This is a genomic window from Parapedobacter sp., assembly GCF_035556095.1.
Lineage (GTDB): Bacteria > Bacteroidota > Bacteroidia > Sphingobacteriales > Sphingobacteriaceae > Parapedobacter.
The window spans coordinates 101,297-124,266 of record NZ_DATMFT010000018.1 but is presented as its reverse complement, the minus strand read 5'-3'; the positions used below and the strand labels follow the sequence as shown (position 1 = coordinate 124,266).

The 22,970-nt window shown below is 50.5% G+C and carries 14 protein-coding genes; 12 read left to right on the top strand and 2 right to left on the bottom strand.

The features are described 5' to 3' along the window. Positions 1 to 27 precede the first annotated feature (27 nt). The 5 genes from VNQ80_RS08960 to mfd all read left to right on the top strand — a co-directional run bounded on the left by VNQ80_RS08960 (position 28) and on the right by mfd (position 11,916). The gene (locus tag VNQ80_RS08960; protein ID WP_325637628.1) at positions 28 to 2,061 is read left to right on the top strand and encodes a tetratricopeptide repeat-containing sensor histidine kinase; all 2,034 of its coding nucleotides are present in this window, start codon (positions 28 to 30) and stop codon (positions 2,059 to 2,061) included. A 373-nt stretch (positions 2,062 to 2,434) separates the two neighbouring features. After that, entirely contained in the window at positions 2,435 to 5,536 is a 3,102-nt protein-coding gene (locus VNQ80_RS08955; protein ID WP_325637626.1) for a TonB-dependent receptor, read from the top strand. 26 nt (positions 5,537 to 5,562) lie between these two features. Continuing rightward, positions 5,563 to 7,425: a RagB/SusD family nutrient uptake outer membrane protein gene (locus VNQ80_RS08950; protein ID WP_325637622.1), complete on the top strand. Its 1,863-nt coding sequence runs from the start codon at positions 5,563 to 5,565 to the stop codon at positions 7,423 to 7,425. A gap of 56 nt (positions 7,426 to 7,481) precedes the next feature. Continuing rightward, complete coding sequence (locus tag VNQ80_RS08945) at positions 7,482 to 8,453, top strand: discoidin domain-containing protein (protein WP_325637620.1); 972 nt, start codon at positions 7,482 to 7,484, stop codon at positions 8,451 to 8,453. 130 nt (positions 8,454 to 8,583) lie between these two features. Beyond that, positions 8,584 to 11,916, top strand: coding sequence for a transcription-repair coupling factor (gene mfd / locus VNQ80_RS08940; RefSeq protein WP_325637618.1), 3,333 nt, complete (start codon positions 8,584 to 8,586; stop codon positions 11,914 to 11,916). 6 nt (positions 11,917 to 11,922) lie between these two features. On the opposite strand, the gene VNQ80_RS08935 is transcribed toward mfd, so the two are convergent. Further along, complete coding sequence (locus tag VNQ80_RS08935) at positions 11,923 to 13,962, bottom strand: dipeptidyl-peptidase 3 family protein (protein ID WP_325637616.1); 2,040 nt, start codon at positions 13,960 to 13,962, stop codon at positions 11,923 to 11,925. A gap of 157 nt (positions 13,963 to 14,119) precedes the next feature. Between VNQ80_RS08935 and VNQ80_RS08930 the strand changes: the two genes are divergently transcribed. The 4 genes from VNQ80_RS08930 (at position 14,120) to VNQ80_RS08915 (ending at position 17,707) form a co-directional block, all read left to right on the top strand. Beyond that, entirely contained in the window at positions 14,120 to 15,013 is an 894-nt protein-coding gene (locus tag VNQ80_RS08930) for a DMT family transporter (protein WP_325637614.1), read from the top strand. A 125-nt stretch (positions 15,014 to 15,138) separates the two neighbouring features. Further along, positions 15,139 to 16,323 (top strand): aminotransferase class I/II-fold pyridoxal phosphate-dependent enzyme, encoded by a 1,185-nt coding sequence (locus tag VNQ80_RS08925; protein ID WP_325637612.1) that lies wholly within the window; start codon positions 15,139 to 15,141, stop codon positions 16,321 to 16,323. Positions 16,324 to 16,386: 63 nt separating this feature from the next. After that, the gene (locus VNQ80_RS08920; protein WP_325637610.1) at positions 16,387 to 16,962 is read left to right on the top strand and encodes a sigma-70 family RNA polymerase sigma factor; all 576 of its coding nucleotides are present in this window, start codon (positions 16,387 to 16,389) and stop codon (positions 16,960 to 16,962) included. Beyond that, on the top strand, positions 16,955 to 17,707 hold the full coding sequence (locus VNQ80_RS08915; RefSeq protein ID WP_325637608.1) for a hypothetical protein: 753 nt from the start codon (positions 16,955 to 16,957) through the stop codon (positions 17,705 to 17,707). The genes VNQ80_RS08920 and VNQ80_RS08915 overlap by 8 nt, the downstream gene beginning before the upstream one ends. A 10-nt stretch (positions 17,708 to 17,717) precedes the next feature. Here VNQ80_RS08915 and VNQ80_RS08910 read toward each other — a convergent pair whose 3' ends face one another. Beyond that, complete coding sequence (locus VNQ80_RS08910; protein WP_325637606.1) at positions 17,718 to 20,810, bottom strand: CHAT domain-containing tetratricopeptide repeat protein; 3,093 nt, start codon at positions 20,808 to 20,810, stop codon at positions 17,718 to 17,720. 188 nt (positions 20,811 to 20,998) lie between these two features. Between VNQ80_RS08910 and VNQ80_RS08905 the strand changes: the two genes are divergently transcribed. The 3 genes from VNQ80_RS08905 to VNQ80_RS08895 are packed head-to-tail and all read left to right on the top strand — an operon-like array spanning position 20,999 to position 22,866. Beyond that, complete coding sequence (locus tag VNQ80_RS08905; RefSeq protein WP_325637604.1) at positions 20,999 to 21,511, top strand: hypothetical protein; 513 nt, start codon at positions 20,999 to 21,001, stop codon at positions 21,509 to 21,511. Between the two features lie 25 nt (positions 21,512 to 21,536). Beyond that, complete coding sequence (locus VNQ80_RS08900) at positions 21,537 to 22,088, top strand: hypothetical protein (protein WP_325637602.1); 552 nt, start codon at positions 21,537 to 21,539, stop codon at positions 22,086 to 22,088. Positions 22,089 to 22,095: 7 nt separating this feature from the next. Beyond that, positions 22,096 to 22,866, top strand: coding sequence for a hypothetical protein (locus tag VNQ80_RS08895; RefSeq protein ID WP_325637600.1), 771 nt, complete (start codon positions 22,096 to 22,098; stop codon positions 22,864 to 22,866). Positions 22,867 to 22,970 lie beyond the last annotated feature (104 nt).

Genomic DNA, 22,970 nt, shown 5'->3' with positions numbered 1-22,970 from the left:
TAACTTCGTTGTTATAATGTGCCAGTTATGACATTGAGTCTCCTATTGAAACAAACGGCCATGATTATCTTGGGTGTCGTCATTTCGTTGCCGATCGCCGTGCAGGCCGATCCCTTGGATAGCCTGGAACGGCTGTTGACGAATGCGCCTATAGACTCAGCTTACGTGAAGACGCAACTTGAGCTATCGCGGCTGTACCACCGCCAAGCGCATCATGGCGATCGCTGTATGGTGGAGGCAACCCGAGCAGTGCAGCACGCGGTCGATCTGGGCGATACCTATCTTTATGCTAGGGCGCTGGACAACCTCGGATTGCTCTACCGTTACCATCAATACTATGCACAGGCGGTGCCCCTACACCGGAAAGCTTTCGATCTCACGGAAAACCTCGGCATCCCGCCGCTGAGTAAAATGATTTTTGCTAATAACACCGGGGTGGCGGCTCGCCATAACGGCAATTTCGATGTATCGGTTGCGTATTACCTGAAAGCATTGGCTATTGCCGAAAAAGAGCAGGACAACAAGAACCGGGAAATCGCTAACAACGGACTGGGTATTGCGCTGATGAGCATACCTGGGCGCCAGGAGGAGGCATTGGAACACCTGCGGCAGGCGTTGGAAATTGCAAAGGCGTCCGGCAACACGCTGGGGCAGGCGATGAATTATCTTTCGATAGGAAGCTATTACGATGAGGTTGGGAATCATCAGCGTGCGCGCGAATACCTCGCCGAGCTGCAGCGGTTGAATGAGGAAATGGACGACAAGAAAGGCATTGCCATCACTTTGGAAGCCTTTGGCAACAGCTATCTGACAGAAGGGGGAAACCAGCAAATGGCGAAAGCTTATTTTGAGCGCTCACTATCATTGTATGAGGAGCTGGGCAACGTACTTGGGCAGGCTACCGTGGTGAGTAGTATTGGCGACGTTTTTCGGCAGAATGGCCAGCTGAACCAAGCGTTGGAGGCTTATGTGCGAGCGTACGCGGTCGGCAAGGAACTGGAGCACTATGCCATGCTGCAACACAGCGCGGCGGCGATATCAGCAACCTACGAGCAGCAAGGTGACAATAAGCAAGCCTTGGTTTATTTCCGGATCGCCCAACAGTATAAAGACAGCTTGGCCTTACACGACCAACAGGTTGCAATTTCGGCGATCAAACAGCAATATGATTTGGAGAGCAAGGAGGCTGAAATCGAGTTACTCACCAAAGATAAGCAGTTGACAGAAGCCAAGCTGAACACCCGAAACGTAATCATCTTTGCGATGGTAGGGTTGCTGGCCGTGGTGGCTGGTTTCACGTTTTTCAAGCTCCGCATGCGGCGGTTGAAAATGCGGTCGGACGAATTGATTAAGCAGCAGAAAGACGCCCACCTGAAGGCGCTGTATGAGCGGAACCTCATGGAGGCCGAAATCATCGCTACGCGGATGCAGATCAATCCGCACTTCATGTTCAACTGCTTGGGCTCAATCCGTTTTTTGGTGGAGCAGCGAGAATATGAACGCGCGCTCAACTACCTCGTCCATTTCAGCCGCTTTATTCGCCGGGTGCTGGAAATTTCGCACCGGCCGGTGCACCGTGTATGCGATGAGTTGATGTTGCTCGACCAATACCTAAAGCTGGAAAAAAACCGCTTTGATGGTGAATTTACGTACGATATTGTCAACGAAATGGAAGAATGGGAGCACCGCGATGTCATCCCCGCCCTGTTGCTGCAACCCTTTGTAGAGAACGCGATCTGCCATGGCCTGGCGCCCTCCAAACGGGCGTATAAGCACCTCCGGATTGTGGCCACATCGGGCCGGTCGGCCATCCAGCTTACCGTTGAGGATAACGGGGTGGGGCTGGGAGAGCCGGCTATGGAGCCTAAAGAACACAAAAGCATGGGGCATCGGATTACCGACAAGCGAATAGACCTATTTAACAAGAGCTACCGTGACCATATCCAGTGGTATATCGAAAACCGGATCGCGCCAGATGGGATGATAGAAGGCACCCGCGCCCATATTGCCATTCTTATCGAAGATACGCAGGTAACCGAAATGCGGCGTGAAGTATCTTAGTTAGCCCGTCATTTCCGAACGATTTTTTACATCCTTTTAGTTAGCATGAGGCCTTAATTTATGGTAAAGTGCGAGCCAGCACGGTGTACTTAAGGTTGGAGGAATCCCTAAAAACTACACAAACGATTGCGTTAATTACACAAACGATTGCGTTTCCTAGTGGCTTGCATCCGACTGGATTTATCGCTACAATTGTTCTCAACAGCTACTGATTTAACCAAAGGAAAGTTTTTAAACTGGAAAACTGACTGTGAGAGGATACAGTAATTAGCACGTAAGAAATGGCTGCAGTTTGCAATAGGATAGTGAGATGGGCCTACCTTAAAGTTTGTTTAGTTATAACCTATTTAACATGATGAAATATCGAACTAGTATGAAACAGTTACTTCTTTTTGGTTGGGTGGTTTGTTTTGTATTAACGGCTACTACTATGGCCAATGCGGCCCCGCCGACGAGCGAAGCACCCGATATGCAGCAAGATGACATCGAGGTGCGGGGAACGGTCTCCGACTCGACCGGATTCAAACTTCAGGGTGTGAGTGTAAACCTCAAGAATAACCAATCAATAGCTACACAGACCGATGCAAACGGGCGGTTCATTCTAACAGTAAAACGGGGCTCGACGCTTGTGTTTAGTTATATCGGCTATTTGACGCGGGAGATTGAAGTAACCAGCGAGGTGATCGATTTGGTGCTTAAGGTTGATGAGATGGGCTTGGAGGAAGTGGTTGTGGTGGCATTTGGCCAGCAGAAAAAACAAAGTGTGGTCGGCGCACAGGCCACTGTAAAGCCTAAGGATTTGAAAGTACCCGTACGGGATTTAACTACCGCTATTGCCGGACGGCTGGCCGGTGTAGTAGCTACGCAACGCGGAGGTGGTCCAGGGGGCGACGCTGCAAGCTTATTCATCCGGGGTGTGGGTACGTTTGCATCCAGCCCGCAAGGGCCCCTGTTAGTCGTTGACGGCGTGCCGGACAGAGCGATCAATAACATAGACCCCGAGGACATTGAAAGTTTCACGGTTTTGAAGGATGCTACAGCTACCGCGGTATACGGTACACGCGGTGCGAACGGCGTAATCCTAATCTATACAAAGAAGGGTAAGGTAGGGAAACCTCAAATCAATGTCGAATTGAATCAAGCCGTCAATGAGTTTACGTTTTTACCTAATTTCATCGATGGACCCACCTTTATGGAGCTATTCAACGAAGGGTTGGAAATGAGGGGTCGCACAGCTTATTATAGCGACGAAATCATCGCAAAGCACGCTAGTGGTGAGGACCCGGATTTATACCCCAATGTAAACTGGTACAACACCCTTTTCGACAAATATGGAAGCAATAACCGGGCTACACTCAACGTAAATGGAGGTTCGGAGAATGCTACCTATTACATATCAGCCGGCTACTTCGGCGAAGTTGGCCAATTTAAACGGGACAATGTGCAGACCTATAACTCTACCCTGCGATTAGATCGCTTCAACTTCACGAGCAACGTCGATGTTAACGTAACCAAAACAACCAAATTGGAATTAGGGGTGAACGGCTTTATCACCAACTTAAATCGGCCGTCGTATGGCGTCAATACAATTTTCGACTTAGCCACTGCATCAGCACCCCACATCATCCCGCCACGTTACTCAAATGGCCAGTGGCCGCAGTTAAAGGGTACCTTGCAAAGCCCCTATATGGCATTGACTCAATCGGGTATTACCAACTCGTATGACAACACGGTGCGGTCTAATCTCCGTGTAACGCAACAACTGGATATGCTGGTGGATGGATTGAGCGCAACAGGTATGTTCGCCTTTGATGTGAACATCAACAACAATCTGACCCGAGGGCGCACGTTGCAGACGTATTGGGCGCTGGGTAGGGATGAAAATGACGAGCTGATTACCGAGATATCCGAAACCGGCACAAATGCACTGAATTTCGGGCTCTCCAGATACGGTGACCGGCGCTATTACACCGAGGGCGCAGTCAACTACGCGTCACGGTTCGGTATGCACGATGTATCGGGCATGCTCTTGTTCAATCAATCGGATTTCAGCGATGCTTCTAGTAGGGTGGGCACGTATACTGCGGCAATCCCCTACCGGCAACGGAATTTCGTGGGCCGAGCCAATTATGGTTACAACGACCGCTATTATGCTGAGGCCAATTTTTCGTATTCGGGTTCCGATAATTTCGTACCGAGCGAGCGTTACGGGTTCTTTCCGTCTTTCGGCATCGGGTGGGTCGTATCTAACGAAGGCTTTTTTGAACCCGTCAGCGACGTGATTCAGCATTTCAAATTGCGGTATACATACGGCCTGTCGGGCAACGCGGCGGTAGACGACCCGAACCTGCGGTTTCTCTACCTCACCACCATCGGCGAGGGCGGCGGCTATACATTTGGCGTACCTGGATCTACCCGCGGCTATACTGGTTACTACGAGTCGAGGATTGGTGGAAATGTACGCTGGGAAACATCTTACCGGCAGAATCTGGGTGTAGAGCTCAACTTCTTGCAAAATAACCTACAACTGATTGTCGAACTCTTCAAGGAGAGACGGGAGAATATATTACTGCCCAACTACGTTATTCCCTACGCCTCGGGATTCACCGTAGGCAACATCCCGTACAACAACATCGGTATCACCAACAATAAGGGAATAGATGTAACACTGGATTACAACAAATCCTGGTCTCCAAAAAGCTTCTTTTCATTCAGGGGTACCTTTAACTACAACCAAAACTTGGCAGTATTTGACGGACTCCCACCGTGGCGATATCCTTACTTAGACCGGATCGGCCAACGCATCAGCCAACGCTTCGGCTATATCGCTACCGGCTTGTTCCAGAGCGAGTCGGAGATTGAAAATGCGGCCAGCCAAACCGGTGATGTGCGTGTGGGTGATATCCGCTACAAAGATTTAAACGGGGATGGGCTTATCACCGGAGATGACCAAACTGCTATTGGTTACGGCGATATCCCTCGTATGGTATACGGGCTAAGCTTCGGTGGCGGATTTGCTGGGTTCGACGTAAGCCTGTTTTTCCAGGGTGTGGGCCAGGTTGATTTCAACTATGCCGGCGGTTATGGTACCACGCCATTCTCACAGGGCGCTACCTACGGTAATATGTATAAGTATGTGTTGGACCGGTGGACGCCGGACAACCCCGACCCACGTCCGTTTTACCCGAGATTGTCGACCAATCAGGACCAAACCACCAACTACTACACGAGCACATGGTGGATAAAGCGGGCAGATTATTTACGGCTCAAGCAAGCAGAAATTGGCTATACACTTACGGACAACGCGTTTTTGCAGCGACTCGCTATCCAACAGATTAGGATTTTCACCAACGGCACTAATCTGCTGACGTTTTCTCCCTGGGAATTCTGGGATCCTGAACTCGGCGACGGCCGTGGCGTAGCCTATCCGAATATCACCACCTATAACGTAGGTATACGCGTCAATTTCCAATAATGGTTGAACAAAATCGACAAGTAGAAATGATGGAAAGAAACATAATATACAGCAGTTGCTCGGGGTGGAAAAAACCGGGTGTTAGGCACCTCGTGTTGATACTGTGTAGCATAACAGTACTACTCTTACCCTCGGGGTGCAATAAAGATTATTTTAACACGCAGCCGGATAATATCGTATCCATCGATGAAATTTTTGCCAACCGTGGTCAGACCGAACGTTGGTGGGCGGGGCTGTTTACCAACATTCCCGACCCCTGGGACCAACCCTATGGTATGCCCTATTCGCTTAGCTCGGATGAAATGGATGCCAGTAACTGGACGAACCCACCTATCAATAGTGGTGGAAGGGGTTCTTTCGCATTCGAAGCACATTATGAGCGGATCCGGTTGGCGACGATATTTCTAGAAAATGTGGATCGTAACCAAGAAATCCTAGCGCTGGAAAACGGTGCCCAGCAGATTACCTGGTATAAGGCAGAAGCCCGTTTTCTCCGGGCCTACTATTATTGGCGAATGATGAAGAATATGGGGCCCGTAGTCATCATGCCTACGACGTCATCAAGTCCTGAAGATAATTTCCAGATTCCACGCAGTACCTGGGATGACTGCGTGACGTTCATTTTGAGCGAAATGGCCGAAGCCAAAAAGGACCTTCCCACAGACTATTATCTTTCAGGCACCAGCACGGTAGACGGAACGCAGGTTGGCCGCATCAACCAGCAGATTGTCGCAGCGGTGGAGTCGCAGGTGCTGCTCTTCCATGCGAGTCCGCTATTTAACGGCAACACCGAACTGGGTGATTTCAGAAACCTTGATGGAACGCAGTTGTTCAACCAATCGTACGATGCTTCGCGCTGGGCACAGGCTGCCCAAGCGGCGAAGGCCGCCATCGACATTGCCGAATCGAACGGGAAACACTTATATAAGGTGTCGGATGCAGATCCCTTCCGGGCAGCCTACTTGTCGTCGCGCAACCTGTTCTGGGATGGTTGGTCATCAGAGGGGATCTGGCTGAGGCCATCGGCCGCAAACTGGAACTGGGAGATCCATGCATCGCCTCGTTCTACACAAGGCACTGCTTACAACGGCCTCGCAGTATTGCAGGCGCTGGTCGATGATTTTCGCATGGTTGATGGTTCTTCCATCGAAGACAGCGATGACTATCAGGAAGACAGTTACGTCACGGAAGGAACTCCCTACTACGTAAGCGGCACCAATATGATGTACGTTAACCGTGAACCCCGATTTTATGCGTATGTGACTTTCAACGGCTCAGTGAGCCCTGTAACGCCTAAAACCGGAGAAAACAATGCTCGTGTGGAATTTTTTAATACCGGTTCATCGGGTAAGAACGGTGCGCCGCGCGATTGGCCGAAGACAGGATATACCGCCCGGAAAAACATCCACCCCACATTTAGTGTAAACCCCGGCATCAATGTGGATCGCCCTGCCATGATTATCCGGTTGGCTGAGCTGTATCTCAACTACGCCGAGGCCCTCAATGAATCGGACCCCGGAAATCCGGACGTACTGACGTATTTGAATGCCGTACGCACGCGCGGAGGAATATCTGCATTGGGCACGGACCTTTCGCAGTCCGAACTGCGGGAAGCTATCCGGCTGGAGCGACGTTTGGAATTGTGTTATGAAGGGCACCGCTACTTCGACGTGCGACGCTGGAAAATACCCGATCTGCCCGGCTCGAACCAAGGCGGCGAGTTTGAAGGGATGAATATGGATGCGGGCACATACCTGTCTGACCCGGCTTACCATACCCGTGTGGTTGCATTACGGCGCGCACTGTGGCAACGGCGCTTCTATTTTATGCCCTATGGCCAAAACGAAATGGATAGGAACAAGCAACTGGTGCAATTTCCCGGATATTAAGCTTGTACCAATCAGGGACTGATATTGACGTACGTATCGTTTAAAAACAATTCGAAATGCATAGAAAAAATATAATACATATCGTTGCCTGTTGCATCACGATGTCGATCGTGACCGGCTGCGAAGAAAAAGTAGCCCCTTACGAACAGTTAACTGATGACAAGACAGGTGCCCAAGTATACATTGCGAAAGCCGTTGACGGTATGCATGACCTCACTGTTTTTCCTTATGTGGATGAGCGTGTGTTTACTTTTGGTGTTAGTTTCGGAGCCCTAGGCCTACCCGGCACCGAAATCGCGGTGAAGTTGACAGAAGATGTCGAAGCTTTTGACAGCCTGAATATTGTGCGGGAACTTAATGGGTTGGAACCCTATGAGCGGTTTCCTGTTGAGGCGTATAACATCGACAAAATGGATGTTCGGATACCGAAAGGCGAAGTTTCTTCCGAGCTGATTTCGGTAACTTATTATCCGGAGGCGTTCGAGAGTGACAAGGATTATTTGTTACCCCTTTCGATTATAGATGCCTCCGACTACGCCTTGCTGCCCTCCGGAAAAACGCTCTTTTTGATCGCCCCGAAATTGGAAGCACGACCCGCAAATACCAAGGGATGGGTGGCTAGTGCGTCCAGCGCCCAGGATAACGGGCAGGAAAATACCGGTTTGGCATCGGCTTTACTGGATGGCGACCTCAATACCATTTGGCACTCCAGATACAATCCGGCGTTGGATCCATTCCCCCACGTAATCGACATCGATATGCTGTCGTTGACCTACGTAACCAAGGTAGCATTGGCGCCGCGCACCGACAACCCGAACGGCCCGACGAGGTTCAAATTGGAAGGAAGCATAGATGGAACTTCTTGGGATGATCTCACTGGTGAGCAGTCGTTTAATCCAGCAAATTCGAACTATCAGGAATATCCCATCGAGCCCCAAGACCTGAGGTATCTGCGGCTGACGATATTAGACGGGATGCAAGCCTCAGGGATCGCATTCCTCGCGGAGTTTGTGGTCTATTCGTATTAGTCCGAACGATAAGTTTGTATTCATTGCTGGTGCGATAAGCTGAAAGATACCGACCATTGCTCGCTTTCTAAGACAAAACATAGTTGAGCTTCGCTTATTTTTTACGTACCTTTGTCCGCGTTTTACGACAGTGGGCATAAGTGATATTTTAACGAAATTTGGCCAGAGCAACTCGGTAACGGCACTGGCGAAGGCCTTGCAAGGCAAAAACCCGAACATTCACCTCAAAGGACTGATCGGGTCGGCTGATGCGATGGTGGCCGTGGCATGCTACCAACTGCAAGAACGTCCACTTGTATTCGTAATGCCCACCCATGAGGAGGCTGCCTATTTCCTGAGCGACTTGGAGGGGCTGCTTGACAAGCAGGTGCTCTTTTTCCCAGCCTCCTACCGCAAGGCATTCGACTTTACCCAGACCGATAGTGCCCACGTGTTGCAGCGGGCGGAAGCGCTGAGCACACTCAACCATGCGAGCGAGCTACCCAAGATGGTGGTGACTTACCCAGAGGCACTGGCGGAAAAAGTAATCAACCGCAGCGACCTGGAGAAAAATACGCTCGAGATCACCCAACGGGCCAACCTCGATATCGATTTCATCAATGAATTTTTGCAAGAATATGAGTTTGAACGGGTAGATTTCGTCTATGAGCCCGGGCAGTATGCGATCCGTGGGGGTATAGTGGATATCTTTTCCTTCTCTAACGACCTGCCTTACCGTATCGAGTTTTTTGGCAACGATATCGAAAGCATCCGTACGTTCGACATCGAAAGCCAACTGTCGGTAAGCAACATCCACACGGTAACCATCGTACCCAACGTGCAGGCCAAGTTCCTGACGGAAGGAAACATTGCACTGCTGGAGTACATTCCCGCCGACGCGGTGATCTGGTTTGAGGATGTGCAGTTTACGCTCGACATCATTGCTCGGGGCTATAAGAAGGCTACCGAGCTGTGGCGTGCCCTGCCACAGGAGGATAAGCAGCAGAACCCCGAATGGGTAGACCCGAAGTATAACTTCATCGACGACAAGAACCTTTCAGCGATATTGCATGATTTCGCGGTGGTGGAATTCGGCAAGCAGTTTCTGTACAAAGCGGATCATACCATCGTGTTTGACCAGCGCCCGCAGCCCTCGTTCAATAAGGACTTCAGTCTGCTGATACACAACTTCAAGGAGAATGAAAAGGCCGGTATCGAGAATTGTGTTTTCAGCGATTCGCCCCGACAGATTGAACGGCTCATCACCATCCTTGACGACATGGACAAGTCGGTCTCCTTTACACCTATACACACGGCCCTTCGCGAAGGCTTTGCCGATTTGGCCCTTGGTGTAGCATGCTATACCGACCATCAAGTGTTTGACCGCTATTACAAATACAAACGGAAGAAAGGATACGAGCGGTCGCAGGCCATTACGTTGAAGGAACTGCGCGAGCTGAAACCGGGAGACTATATTACCCACATCGACCACGGCATCGGTAAATATGCCGGCCTGGAAAAAGTGGAGGTAAACGGCAAGATACAGGAGTCTATCCGTTTGGTTTATGCCGATAACGACCTGCTCTACGTAAACATCAATTCGCTCAATCGCATCTCGAAATATACAGGCAAAGATGGCGTGGCACCCAAGATGAACAAGCTGGGTACCGACGCGTGGGATAAGTTGAAAAAAACCACTAAAAAAAAAGTTAAGGACATTGCGCGCGACCTGATTAAGCTCTACGCGAAGCGGAAGGCACAAACAGGCAATGCATTCAGCCCCGATACCTACCTGCAAACCGAATTGGAGGCTTCGTTCATCTACGAGGACACGCCCGACCAGGAAAAGGCAACGCACGATGTGAAACAGGATATGGAGTCGCCTCATCCCATGGACCGCCTCGTGTGTGGCGATGTGGGTTTCGGCAAAACGGAGGTGGCTATCCGTGCAGCATTCAAAGCGGTAACGGATAGCAAACAGGTGGCCGTACTAGTGCCTACCACCATCCTGGCCATGCAACATCACCGCACCTTCATGGAGCGCCTAAAAGGCTTCCCGTGCAATATCGATTACATCAACCGGTTTAAAACCAACAAACAGATAAAAGAGACGCTGGCCCGGCTGGCCGAGGGGAAACTGGATATCATCATCGGAACGCACCGCCTGGTGAGCAAAGACGTGAAGTTCAAAGACCTCGGCCTGATGATTGTGGATGAGGAGCAGAAGTTTGGTGTGGGGGTGAAGGAAAAACTCAAGCAGTTGCGTGCCAATGTAGATGTGCTCACGCTGACTGCCACGCCGATACCGCGTACGCTGCATTTCTCATTGATGGGCGCACGAGACCTCAGCATCATCAATACGCCGCCACCAAACCGGCAGCCGGTACAGACGGAATTGCACGTTTTTAACGAAACGCTGATCCAAGAAGCAGTAACCTATGAGATAGATCGCAGTGGGCAGGTATTCTTTATCCACAACCGCGTTGCCGACTTGCCACAACTGGGCAACTTGATTATGAAGCTGGTGCCGCATGCACGTGTGGGCGTGGCCCACGGTCAGCTTGAGGGCGAAGCCCTTGAGGATGTGATGCTCAAGTTTGTGAACCACGAATATGACGTGCTGGTAGCCACTACCATTATCGAAGCTGGGCTCGACATCCCCAACGCAAATACCATTATCATCAACCACGCCCACATGTTTGGGTTGAGCGACCTTCACCAAATGCGGGGCCGTGTAGGGCGCTCCAACAAGAAGGCCTTTTGCTACCTGTTGAGTCCGCCATTATCTACGCTCACTGCCGAAGCGTATAAGCGACTTAATGCCATTGAGGAGTTTTCGGAGTTGGGCAGCGGCTTCAACGTGGCCATGCGCGACCTCGATATCCGTGGTAGTGGCAACCTGCTGGGGGCGGAGCAGAGTGGCTTCATCGCCGAGATCGGCTTTGAGATGTACCACAAAATATTGGATGAAGCCATCCAGGAGCTGAAAGACGACGAGTTCTCGGCGCTTTTCACCGATGTAAAGCCGCGGGAGTTTGTGTCGTTCACACAAATTGATACCGATCTGGAGGTACTCATCCCCGACGAATACGTAACCAACGTGGCTGAGCGGTATAACCTTTACAACGACATTTCCAAGTTGGAAAACGAGGCGCAGCTCGATGCCTTCCGACAGTCGTTGCGCGACCGGTTTGGTCCGATACCGCCGCAAGTCGAGGAGCTGCTGAATACACTGCGACTGCAGTGGCTGGGCAAGGAAATCGGCTTCGAAAAGGTATCCTTCAAGAAAAATGTGCTCCGCGGCTACTTTGCCACCAATCCGGCCTATTTCGAGAGTGAACGCTTCGGTAAAATCCTGCAGTTTGTGCAGCAGAACCCCACCATCTGTAACCTCAAAGAGGTGAAAGGATCACTGCGCATTGCCTTTGAGCGGGTACCAGATATCCAGCACGCCATTGCTATTTTGGGTGATATGGCGGGGTGATGGCAGCTAGTTCACCGCGGGCAACAGCGAATATTCCTTGCCGTACTCCAGCATCTGACCGTAGAAATCTGCGACATATTCCAGCTTCACATTGGTGATTTCGCCGTTTTCTTCAATGGCGGTAAGCCGCGGTTGCACGAAGCCCTTGTAAGGTTTGAGGTTGAGCTTGGCGTAACGTGCCAACACCTCGTCGTGCAGTTCGCGATTGACTTTCACGCCGTAGGTTTCTACGAGATTCTTACCAGACTCGTAATCGCCTTCCGATTTGATACGTTGGATTTCACGGAGTAGCTCGCCGAACAGCGTGCGCAACTTTTCATAGTCGTTTACTTGCACGTAGGTTTTGCCATCGATTTTCTCAAACGATACCACATTATCCGCTTTGCCTTTTTCATATACCCAGTACGCATTGAGTGCACGGTTGCGCATATGCGCTTCCTCAATCTGGTCGCCCGGCTTGATGCGCGTAAGCTGGGTCATCAGGCCATTCATGAGGTAACTATCGTACTCGGCCTTGCCCGCTTCCAGCGATGGCATGACGCCGATATCGATCAACTTCGGATCGAGGATATAGTACAGGGCTACCAGGTCGGCCCGCGCTTCTTCCAAGCAGGAAGCATAGCTTTTGAGTGTCTTGTCCGTCGTGCCCACGCTGGGGTTGATCTGGCCGGAAGCATGGCCGATGCATTCGTGCATATCGGTATGGAGGTCGCTGGCTAGGTTGCCGTATTTTTTCATACGATTCAGCTTGGCCGTATCGGCCACGAATTCTTCGAGGAAGCCGCTATTGGCGCTGCTCTCGTTGTAGGCGTGCACAATGTTGCTGAGTGATACCGACTTGGAGCCGTATTCTTTGCGTAGCCAGTCTGAATTGGGGAGGTTGATGCCAATGGGTGTGCTGGGCGTTGCGTCGCCCGCCTCGGCAATGACCGTAATGGCCTTGGCGCTGATGCCTTTCACTTCTTTTTTCTTATGCTCAGGCATGAGTGGCGAGTTGTCTTCAAACCATTGAGCCTCATCGGCGATGGCCTTGATGCGTTTGGTGCTTTCGAGGTCTTTCAGCGAGAGTACGGCTTCGTAGCTGCCCTTGATACCCATGGCATCATTATACACTTCGATGAAGCCGTTGGCGAAATCGATGGTACCGGTGGTATCCTGCACCCATGCCTTATTGTATTCATCCCACGTGTGGAGGTCGCCCGTGCGGTAGTAGTCTGCCAATAAGGTTAGTGCCTGCTGTTGGGTGGGATTCTCCGCCAAAGGGATAGCTTTTTCGAGCCAGGAGATAATCTGGTCGATAGCAGTGCCGTACATGCCACCTGATTTCCAGGTTTGCTCGGTGACTTTGCCGTCTACTTTCACTACCTTGCTGTTGAGGCCCCATTCGGGGTCGTGGCCCGTATCTGGGAACGTGCTGTAGAAGGCTTCGACTTCTTGCTGGGTCACGCCTTCATAAAAGTTATTGGACGATTGTGCCACATGGTCGATGCCTTCGGTAAGATTGACCATTTTGGGGTTTATCGTGGGATCGAAGATGACCGGCTGGATGCGGTCGATGAATGCGGCAACACTTTCGCCTTCGAGCAGCGGAAGGGCTGCCGAATCGCACGCCTGTACCACACCGGCAAAGTATTCGGGCCTGCACGCTGGCACAAACTTATCGTTGGAATAATGGTGGTGAGCACCGTTGCTGAACCAGAAGCGGCCCGCATAGGTTTTGAACTTTTCCCACTCGTCGCCGCTTTTGTCCGTTTCGGGGCTGTTGAAAATAGCCTCCAGTGTTTTGCGGATGGTCAGGTTGTCTTTGCCACGCTGGTCGTAAATGATGTCGCGGCCCGATAGTGCAGCTTGGTAGAGGTAATAAGCCAGCTTTTTCTGCTGGAGGGTGAGCGCATCGAATCCTGGCACCTCGTAGCGCAGGATTTCGAGATCGGCAAATGCGTCGACCGCGACGGGCGATGCGTGTCCATCCGTTGCCGTGTCGCTTTGGGGCGACTGGCACGACTGGGATAGGGTAGCTAAGGCTACAGAACTAGCAATGAGCATTGTGATTTTGGTAGGTAAAATTTTCATGATTGAAACATTCATTTAGTGCATGGTATCATGGCCGAATTGGTGCTCGGTCTCTGCAAAGGAAATAAAATAAAACCGAAAACCATTCTTTTGTTTAGTTTCGCGGTGAAATTGTGGCTTTAAAAGTGAGGTGAAAAGTTCGATTCAACAGGCGGGTCATGTGGTTGCCGGCACCGTGTTTGCCATCTTATGGGCGTCGGCATCGGCGGCGACGAAGATCGGCCTGCTATCCGCACAACCCTTTATCATTGCCATTGCACGGTTCGCGGTGGCCGCCACGATAATGCTGGTAATTGCACACGTCGTAATGGGACAGCGGCTGCCCAAGGGGCGGGCACTTTGGAAGCGATTGGCAACCTACGGTTTCCTTAACGTAGGCCTCTACCTCGGCTTGTATGTGGTGGCCATGCAGGAAGTGTCAGCCGGGTTGGGTGCCTTGTTCGTGGCGACCAACCCGGTGCTTATTGCCGTGATGGGCGCGCTATGGTATAAGCAACCCGTGGGCGGGAGCACGGTCGTGAGTTTCATACTATGTATTGCGGGCATGTTGCTGGCGTCGTATCCGTTATTGGGTGAGAGTTACGCCACACCGCGCGGCCTTACTGTTCTATTCCTCAGTATGTTGTCTTACTCGGCCGGGTCGATTTATTTTGCCAGGCAGGATTGGGGCAGGCTGCACATCCTCACCATCAACGGCTGGCAAACGCTAATCGGCGGATTATGCGTGTTGCCGTTCGCCTATTTTTTTTACAACGGTTCGGCCAACACATTCGATGGGAAGTTTTGGGGTGCAGTGCTGTGGCTGGCCATTGCTGTGTCGGTCATTGCGGTGCTTCTTTGGTTGTATTTGTTGCGAGATAATCCCGTTAAGGCATCCGCGTGGTTATTTCTCTGCCCCATTGCGGGCTTTGCCATCGCGGCTGTGCTGATGGGCGAGCCGCTTTCTTGGCATACCTTTGCAGGTGTACTGCTCGTTATAGTGGGCCTGTATATCGTGCAACGGCGGCGTGCAGCAGCCAGCTGACTTGTTACCTTTGTATATAGCCGCACCACAGTGGGAACCACTTGGCTGTTGGATTAATCGGGGGGATTAATTTTTTTGCCTAAGTTTGTGTGGTTGCAAAACAACCCTTTCAAATTTCACATAACATGAGTCATATAGAAACCGATTTAATCCACGCGGGCAAGTCGTTTAACGACACGAAGGCCGTTGTGCCGCCCATTTACCAATCGTCAACGTACTACGCATCGGCCGATGCTGAGGCATACATGGCGGCGGCTACCGACGCCAGGTACCCCTATTTTTATCACCGCCATGGCAACCCGGTAAGTAGCCAGGCGGCCGAGGTAGTGGCCGGTTTGGAAGGTACCGAAGCGGCATTGCTCACGGCTACAGGTATGGCGGCCATCAGCACGGCCATCCTCACGATTGTGAAGGCGGGCGACCATGTAGTCGCCCAGTATTCGCACTATTCGGCGGCAAGCATTCTGCTGAAGGAGCTGCTGCCCCAGTTTGGTGTGACGGTGTCTTTCTTTGATCAAGGGGATAATTCATCGCTCAAGGAGGCGCTGCGCGATACAACGACCTTGATTTACCTCGAAACGCCCTCCAACCCTAATTTGGCTGTAACCGATTTGGCATATGTGAGCAATGTGGCTCGGCAGCGCGGCATTACCACCATCTGTGACAATACCTTCGCCAGCCCCATTAACCAGCGGCCGGGCGACTTCGGTATCGACATTATTGTGCATAGTGCTACCAAGTACCTCGGGGGTCACAGCGACCTCACTGCGGGCGTAGTCTGCGGAACCGAGGAAATGGTGAACAAGGCATGGAAGAAATTGCTGTCGCTGGGGGGTGCGCTGGCACCGTTTGACGCGTGGTTGCTGCTGCGCGGCCTCCGTACGTTATCCCTCCGCGTGAACCAGATCAATGCTAATGCGTTGGCACTGGCCCAATGGCTGGAGAATCACCCCATCATTGCGCACGTGGGGTACTGTGGCCTGCCCTCACACCCGCAACATGAGTTGGCAAGGACGCAGATGAAAGGCTTTACGGGCATGCTCTGCGTGGAAGTGGCGGGTACCGATGAACGCCAGCAATTTACGCGGGCACAGACAGTATTGAACCGCCTGAATATCTTTGCCAATGCGGCGAGCTTGGGCGGTGTGGAATCGTTAGCGGTGCACCCGGCCAGCATGTGGGGGCTGCACCATTCGCCAGAACAGAAGCTGAAGGCGGGTATCAACGACGGCATGTTGCGCATCTCGGTGGGCATCGAACATATTGACGATTTAGTCGGCGATTTCGAACAGGCGCTGACAGGACTTTAAAAGGAGAGACTGCTCAACCCTAATCAATCGTTTCTTTTTGCTACACAGTTTACTTAAGCTTACATGCCGACACTAATAGAAAATGAACAGCAACTAATCGGTGAGATTGCAAGAGGCAATGAAAAGGTGCTTGAAGATCTCTATGTCTCCAATAAGGCGAAGTTTTTGGGATATGCGAAAGGGATGTTGCAAGATTCCGCGGCTTTGGAAGATATCTATCAGGATGCCATCATCGCTTTTTACGAAAACGTACGGGTGGGGAAGGTGACAACATTGAAAAGTAGCATTTCAACGTACATTATCAGTATAGGCAAATTTATGCTCTTTCGCTATCTTCGGAATCGGAAAATGACAACTCATTTGAAGGCTTTTGAAGACCAGGAATTAGACAGGGTATTTTCCGACTATATCGAAACGATTTCGGATGAGGACGAAACGATTAAGTTTTTTCAAAATGCTATCGACAAGCTGGGCGAGCCGTGTGCCACGTTGTTGAAGTTGTTTTATTATGAAGATAAAGGGAACACCGATATTATGGAACTATTGGGGTATGCCAACACCGATGTGGTGAAAAGCCAGAAATACAGGTGCATGCAAAGTTTGAAACTCATCGTGAAAAAATTATATCGAAATGCGTGAAGAAAAAGATGCACTAATCGATGCCTACCTAAAAGGTCGGTTAGACGAGGAAGGGCGTCGTAGCGTGGAACGTCTGGTTGCGGAAGACGCTTCGTTTCGAGAGGAGATCAGGTTTAGGCAGCAAGCGACAAAGGCGTTTGCACGAAATGAATACAAGCGGTTAAAGTCGCGTCTGCAGCAGCTATCCATGGAAGCCGAACCTTCCACGACACCCATTTTTAGAGACGGTAGTCGGCGAAGGTGGTGGTATGCCGCTGCTTCCATCACGTTGATTGGTGTAATAAGTTTGGTTTTCTGGATGCAACAACCCGCGCGTACGGCTACGGAACTATATTCAGCTTATTTTGACCCCTATCCGAATATCGCCGCACCTATAGTACGGGAGGCTAGCGAAAGTCATCCAAGCATAGCCGCCTATGCCTACTATGAGCAGGGAGATTACCGAAGAGCTTATGAACTGTTTGGAGAATTAATCAAGCGTGGTGAAGCGGATGCCGACGCCTCGTTTTACCAAGCCTTATCCGCAATGTCATTAAACCGGGATCAGGAAGCCCTGATGTTGTTGTCTGCATACATGGACTCGGCTAGCCCGAAGCTCATGCGCCAAGCACAATGGTATTCGGCGCTAGCTCGTATGAAAGTTGGCGAAACACAGGAAGCTGTCGCGCTACTGGAACATTTGTCAGCATCAAAGGGCTACAAACAAAACGAAGCTAAGGTATTGAGAAGCGAATTGAAACCGTGATGCTGCGTTTTTAATGCAGGCGCGTCCGGCTAAGCTTTCTGCCCACGTAAATACATCCGCCCAGCAAGATAGCACCCAAAACTGCCCAGTATGCCCAAGCTGTATGGGTGTGGATTGGGCCAGTATTACCGGATACGACGAGCCCAGCCCAATAATAAGGATGCCGTAATTCGGATTCAAATTCAGTTTTTTTGAGGTACTCTTTTTTTGCCATGGCTAGTGCCATATGCTTAGCTTGGTTTTCCTTCAATCCCCGATAAAAGCCAACCATGATTTCGCTCGTACTATTGTCAGGTAATTGCCAAAGCCCCATGACGAGGCTAGGTACACCCGCATAGGTGAATGCCTTTGCCAAACTCTGCACGCCTTCGCCTTTTTGGAGTGGACCGTGCCCGGTATTACAGGCGCTGAGAACTGCCAATCTTGCTTGTAATTTCATCCCATACAATTCATAAGCATGCAGTCGGCTTCGGTCTGCAAAAAGGAAATGGGATTGCTCACCATTTTGGTCATCCACTTGGGCATGCATAGCCAGGTGTAACAGTCCGTATTTGGGGGCCTGATTCCAGAATACAGATTTAACGACCGTATCACCTTGATGGACTTCCCCGCTGAATAAATTGGATAGCGCAGCCGCTTCGGTTGCTGTGCCAGGTAAGTGGATTAAATCTTCGCCACGGGTACCTGCTGCTACCCCCGCCGACGCGTAATGCGGAGCAAAGGCAGCAAATGCTTTGTTAGGGAAGCCGGTAGGTCTATCTTGAACGAACCAAAGTGGCAAGGAGGCTGCATAGCTGGGCGTATGGTTGAGCACGAGGAAACCGTTAGGATCGCCCGTGCTTGTCAAGGCTTCGAAGGGAACGTAATGCAAGATACCATCCGGTATAATGACGAGTTGGTTTGCCAGTTGAGGTCGCAATTCCGCGGGCAATAACACATCGTGCAAGGTTTTGGCCGATGAGTAGTAGGCCTCATCTCGTTGCTTCAACAGGTTAATGGTATGCTCGGCCAGCTTTGTCAAGGTAGATGATGTGCCCAATGGATAAAGTGCTAGACCACGGCGATGGATATGGATGAGGTAGGCTGCGGAATCGGTGACCACATACCGTAAAATTGATTGGTTGCGTAGCTTTCGCTGGATAGCAGAAGCTGTGATCAGGCCGTCGTTCCATTGATTGTATGTGGGGTGTAAGGCCAAAATCGTGGCTTCAACTTGCTGCAGCGCTCTTTCTTCTTGATGAAGCAAGGATGTGATACGATCAACGTCTGTGCCTAAGATACTATCGTTTTCGGCTTCATACAATTGGCTCTTGTAATGCACGATGAGACGGCGATGGGTTTCTTCTTGATTATGCAGGGAGTCTGGAATAGGTGCCGAGCCTGTTGGGGTGTTTTTAAGGAATTTTTTCCAGCTATGGCGACTCTGGTTATACTCCAATATGCTGATAAGCTCCGATAATTTTTTTTCGTTCGGGGCCAATACCTGGCTTTCCAATAAACCATGTTGGATGGCCGATAGCAGCTCAGCTAATGTTTCATTGTAAATTCCGCCGAGATAATAGGTGTCCAGCATTTCGGCGGCCCGCGTAAACAGGTTCCGCGCTGCCACTAAGTCGGAAGCAGCGCCCGTGGTGCGGTAGAAGCCCAGGTAATGGTGACCTGCCGTACTCAACGCGGCGATGTAATTACGGCTCACTTTGCCCGCGAAATCGTCCTGGCTGATTTTTTGTGGGGATTTTCCCAGATCGTCCAACCCTGTTAACTGGCTAAGAACCTGCTCGGTATGGTGTCTCACCTGTGCGAAATCATTTGTTTTACTTGCAATTTGGGCGGCAAGGGTGTGGAAGTCGGGGAGGTTGGCTGCATTGCGACTTGTGGAAATCGCCCTGTCTATATGTTCCTTTGCGTTTGCGTAATCTCCCGTGGCCATTAACGACTTGGCCATTTTGGCATGCGTTTGTGATTGCGGCGCCCCATACCGGTGGGTCTCCTTGAGATCAAGGGCCCGCTGGAAGTAGCGGATGGCAAGGGTGTCTGCTCCTCGCTCTGCATATTCGCTGCCGATGTCTGCATAGCCGCTCTCGAGGTATTCGAGCCGTTCGTCGGTTTGCTGCGGACCAATTTGGCGTAGCAATTGAACGATGGAATCGAGGTAGCTGTTTGTTCGGGTGACATCTCCTTTTCGAGCATAAAGTTTTATGCTCTTACTCCACAGACTTAGCCGTATCGTCACATTTTCGTGGTTTTGTTTATTGGGGATAAGCCTATTGTTTTTGCCCCATTGGCCACCTTTGTTGAGGTGGAGTTGGCGCATCTTGGCCAACAGGCTTTCCGCTTCGTCCACTTGTCCGTATTTCATAAGCCAATGGAGGAGATTGCCATATGCCGTACTGAGGTAGCTTTGATCTTCCAAATCAATATTTTCCCAAATATTGGCGGCTTCGCGATAGGCTTCGTACTCCTTATTGGCTAAGCCAACTGCTCCATAGTTGTATGCCAGGTTGTTATAACCCAGCGCTACTTCATTGTCCAGGCGGCCGTTATAACGGATATACAGCTCAATGGATCGTTGGTAGTTTTCAATGGCTTGTGGGTAATTGCCAATCTTATTGCTGATATAGGCAACGTCATGAACGGAAGAGATATACGCCAAAGGTGGATCATCATCGAGGAAACTGCGCAATCGTACACAATGCTCGGCAATGGGAAGAGCCTCCCGCCATCGGCCATTGTAACCAAGAAAATGGTAGTAGGTATTGAGAAAGGTGGATTGGCGTGACGTATCCAATTGGGAGGCCGGTAATAGCGGATAGGCTTCTTCAAAGAACGGAATGCCTTCCTTATCATAATTGAAAGTGAGCCCCTTGCCATAAAGAAGGCGGAATCGTAACATTTGCTTAACCGTGTCCGGCGAATTTCCGGCGCTAGCGACGGCTTGTTCCCAAAAAGGTATCGCTTCATCAAAATGCCTGATTTGCTGTAGGGAGTCGGCGATAGTTGCCGCCTGTTTCCATTGAGATTCCTGCGATTCTGTGGTGGATACCAGCGCCGTTGCGAAGCAAGTTATCAATAGGGGTAAGGATCGGTAGATGATGGAACGCATATGTTGCTGCTGAGTTAGTGTGACGATGTTTGCAAATATAGGGCAATGCATTTATTTGATGATACACCAAATTAGGTATTATGCTGTCATTTTGATTTTTCTGTTTACCTCGGTATGCATGTTTTGCACTAACCGGATAATATAACAAAATAATTAATTGGATTGACATGAAAAAACAAGTTCCTCTTATGAAAAAATCAGTATTATCAAGTTTCCTACTATTGGTCTGTGTGGCGTTCGCTCAGGCGCAACAACCTATAAACGTAGGTTTATTCGGTGGTTACGGCACTAAAATTGAAAAGCCAGCCATCGGTGTGATCGGCGAAATCGGCATTATCGAGAAGCTGGCCATTGCGCCATCGCTTGCCTATTATTTTCTGGAGAAAAACGAATTTGCAAAAACCTCGTTCTGGGAGTTCAACGCCAACGCCCATTATTTCCTGATGGACGGCGGGCCGCTCAGCGTCTATGGATTGGCGGGATTGAATGTCGCACGGTCTTCTGTATCATTTGATTTGGGCGATACCGGGATGGACTTCGGAGGCCTGGGAGGCAGTAGCAGCAAAGTAGGCCTTAACATCGGTGGTGGTGCAACCCTCGATTTTGGTTCCAAAATTCTTCCTTTTGCCGAATTGAAATATACCATCGCCGGTACCGAGCAGTTGGGTGTTTTCCTTGGTGTGAAATACAATATCCGTTAACAAATAAGTACAAAAATAAAAAGCCATGAAAAAAACATTCACATTTTTTAGCGTATGGGTCATTGTCGTGCTAAGCGCTTGCGGCAAGAAAGACAACCCGATACCCGATGCGAACAACAGCAGCTATGAATTTAAATTCCTGAGCGGGCCACTCGCCGGGCAGGAGTATAAGGCCGGCGGGTTGTCTGCGGAACAAGCGATAGCCTTGTTTGTACAGGAACCCGGAACCAATACGAGGGGGATTAGTCTCCAATTACTGCATGGCGATTTTACGTTTGCCATGGCGTTGGGGCTAGACCAAAATGACCAGCCGCTTCCTTTTGTGCTAGACGGTGCGGACACGGGGACGAAAGCGGCCTTTTACTTGAACGAAGGCGGGAGTCAATACGTGTTCGGTTCCGTGGGTGGCAACCTATCGATCAGCAAACTAAAGCGGCTAACGGGCGGGGCGAATGGCAATGGCGGTTTGGCAACGTTTGAATTGAGCTTTGAAAATGCAACGTTCTACGATGCCGTGGCCGCTGGCGACAACATCGACGTGCCGGTAGCGATTAGTGGTAAAATAGTTATCCGTTAAAAAAAAGATGATGAAGAAAATTACGTTCCTATTGCTTGCCACCACTTTACTGGCCTGCGGCAAAAAAGATAATCCGAACCCAGAGGGTCCGGGCGCAGCAACCGAAATCTGGTATCCCGAAAAGTCGCAACCCGGCGTGTTCAAGGTGCCTGATGCACTGAAAAATCATAATAACGATTACGCCAAGCAGACTCATGCGGGGATTGCGGAACTGGAAGATTTGATTAGCGCTTACAATGCCTATTTTCTGGCTCCGGAGGGGACTAAAAACACGTCACTTACGCTGGCGCTTGGTTACCAGTATGACTACCTAGTCGACGGTCACACCGTTAAATATATGTATGGCGATTTCAGCAGTACGCATCGTGTTTTTGAGCTTGAGGTAGTCAATTCAACAGGGGGGCGTATCGTTTTTATCTCAGGAAGTTGGTGGGAAAACTGGAATGCCGAGGACGGGAGAACGGAAAACGGCAGGCACTATGGGCAAATGAGGTATGAAGTTGGTGAAGGCGACAGTAAACAAGCCAAAGAATTTTCCTGGATCGACGACGGAGGCGGTGATTACCGGGTATCCTTCAATATTTGGAAACCCGGTGGGGGCGGTGGTCTTGCCGCCAAATACGAGTACACCTTCAACGCCGATCGATCCGGAAAGTCAATGTATCAGGCCGAACTGCCCGAAGGCGGGTACGCACACTATCAAGCAGCTTGGATGAGCAACGGTTCCGGGGCAATCACCTTTGGCGAAGGAGGAAATGCCAAGAAACATGAATGGTAAGCTATCAACTATAGAGCACATTTTCATGGTGGACCGAAAAGGTACAGGAGCCTGGAATGGGGGAATGTACCCTTCGGTTTCTTTCATGGGAACGTTCCGATGAA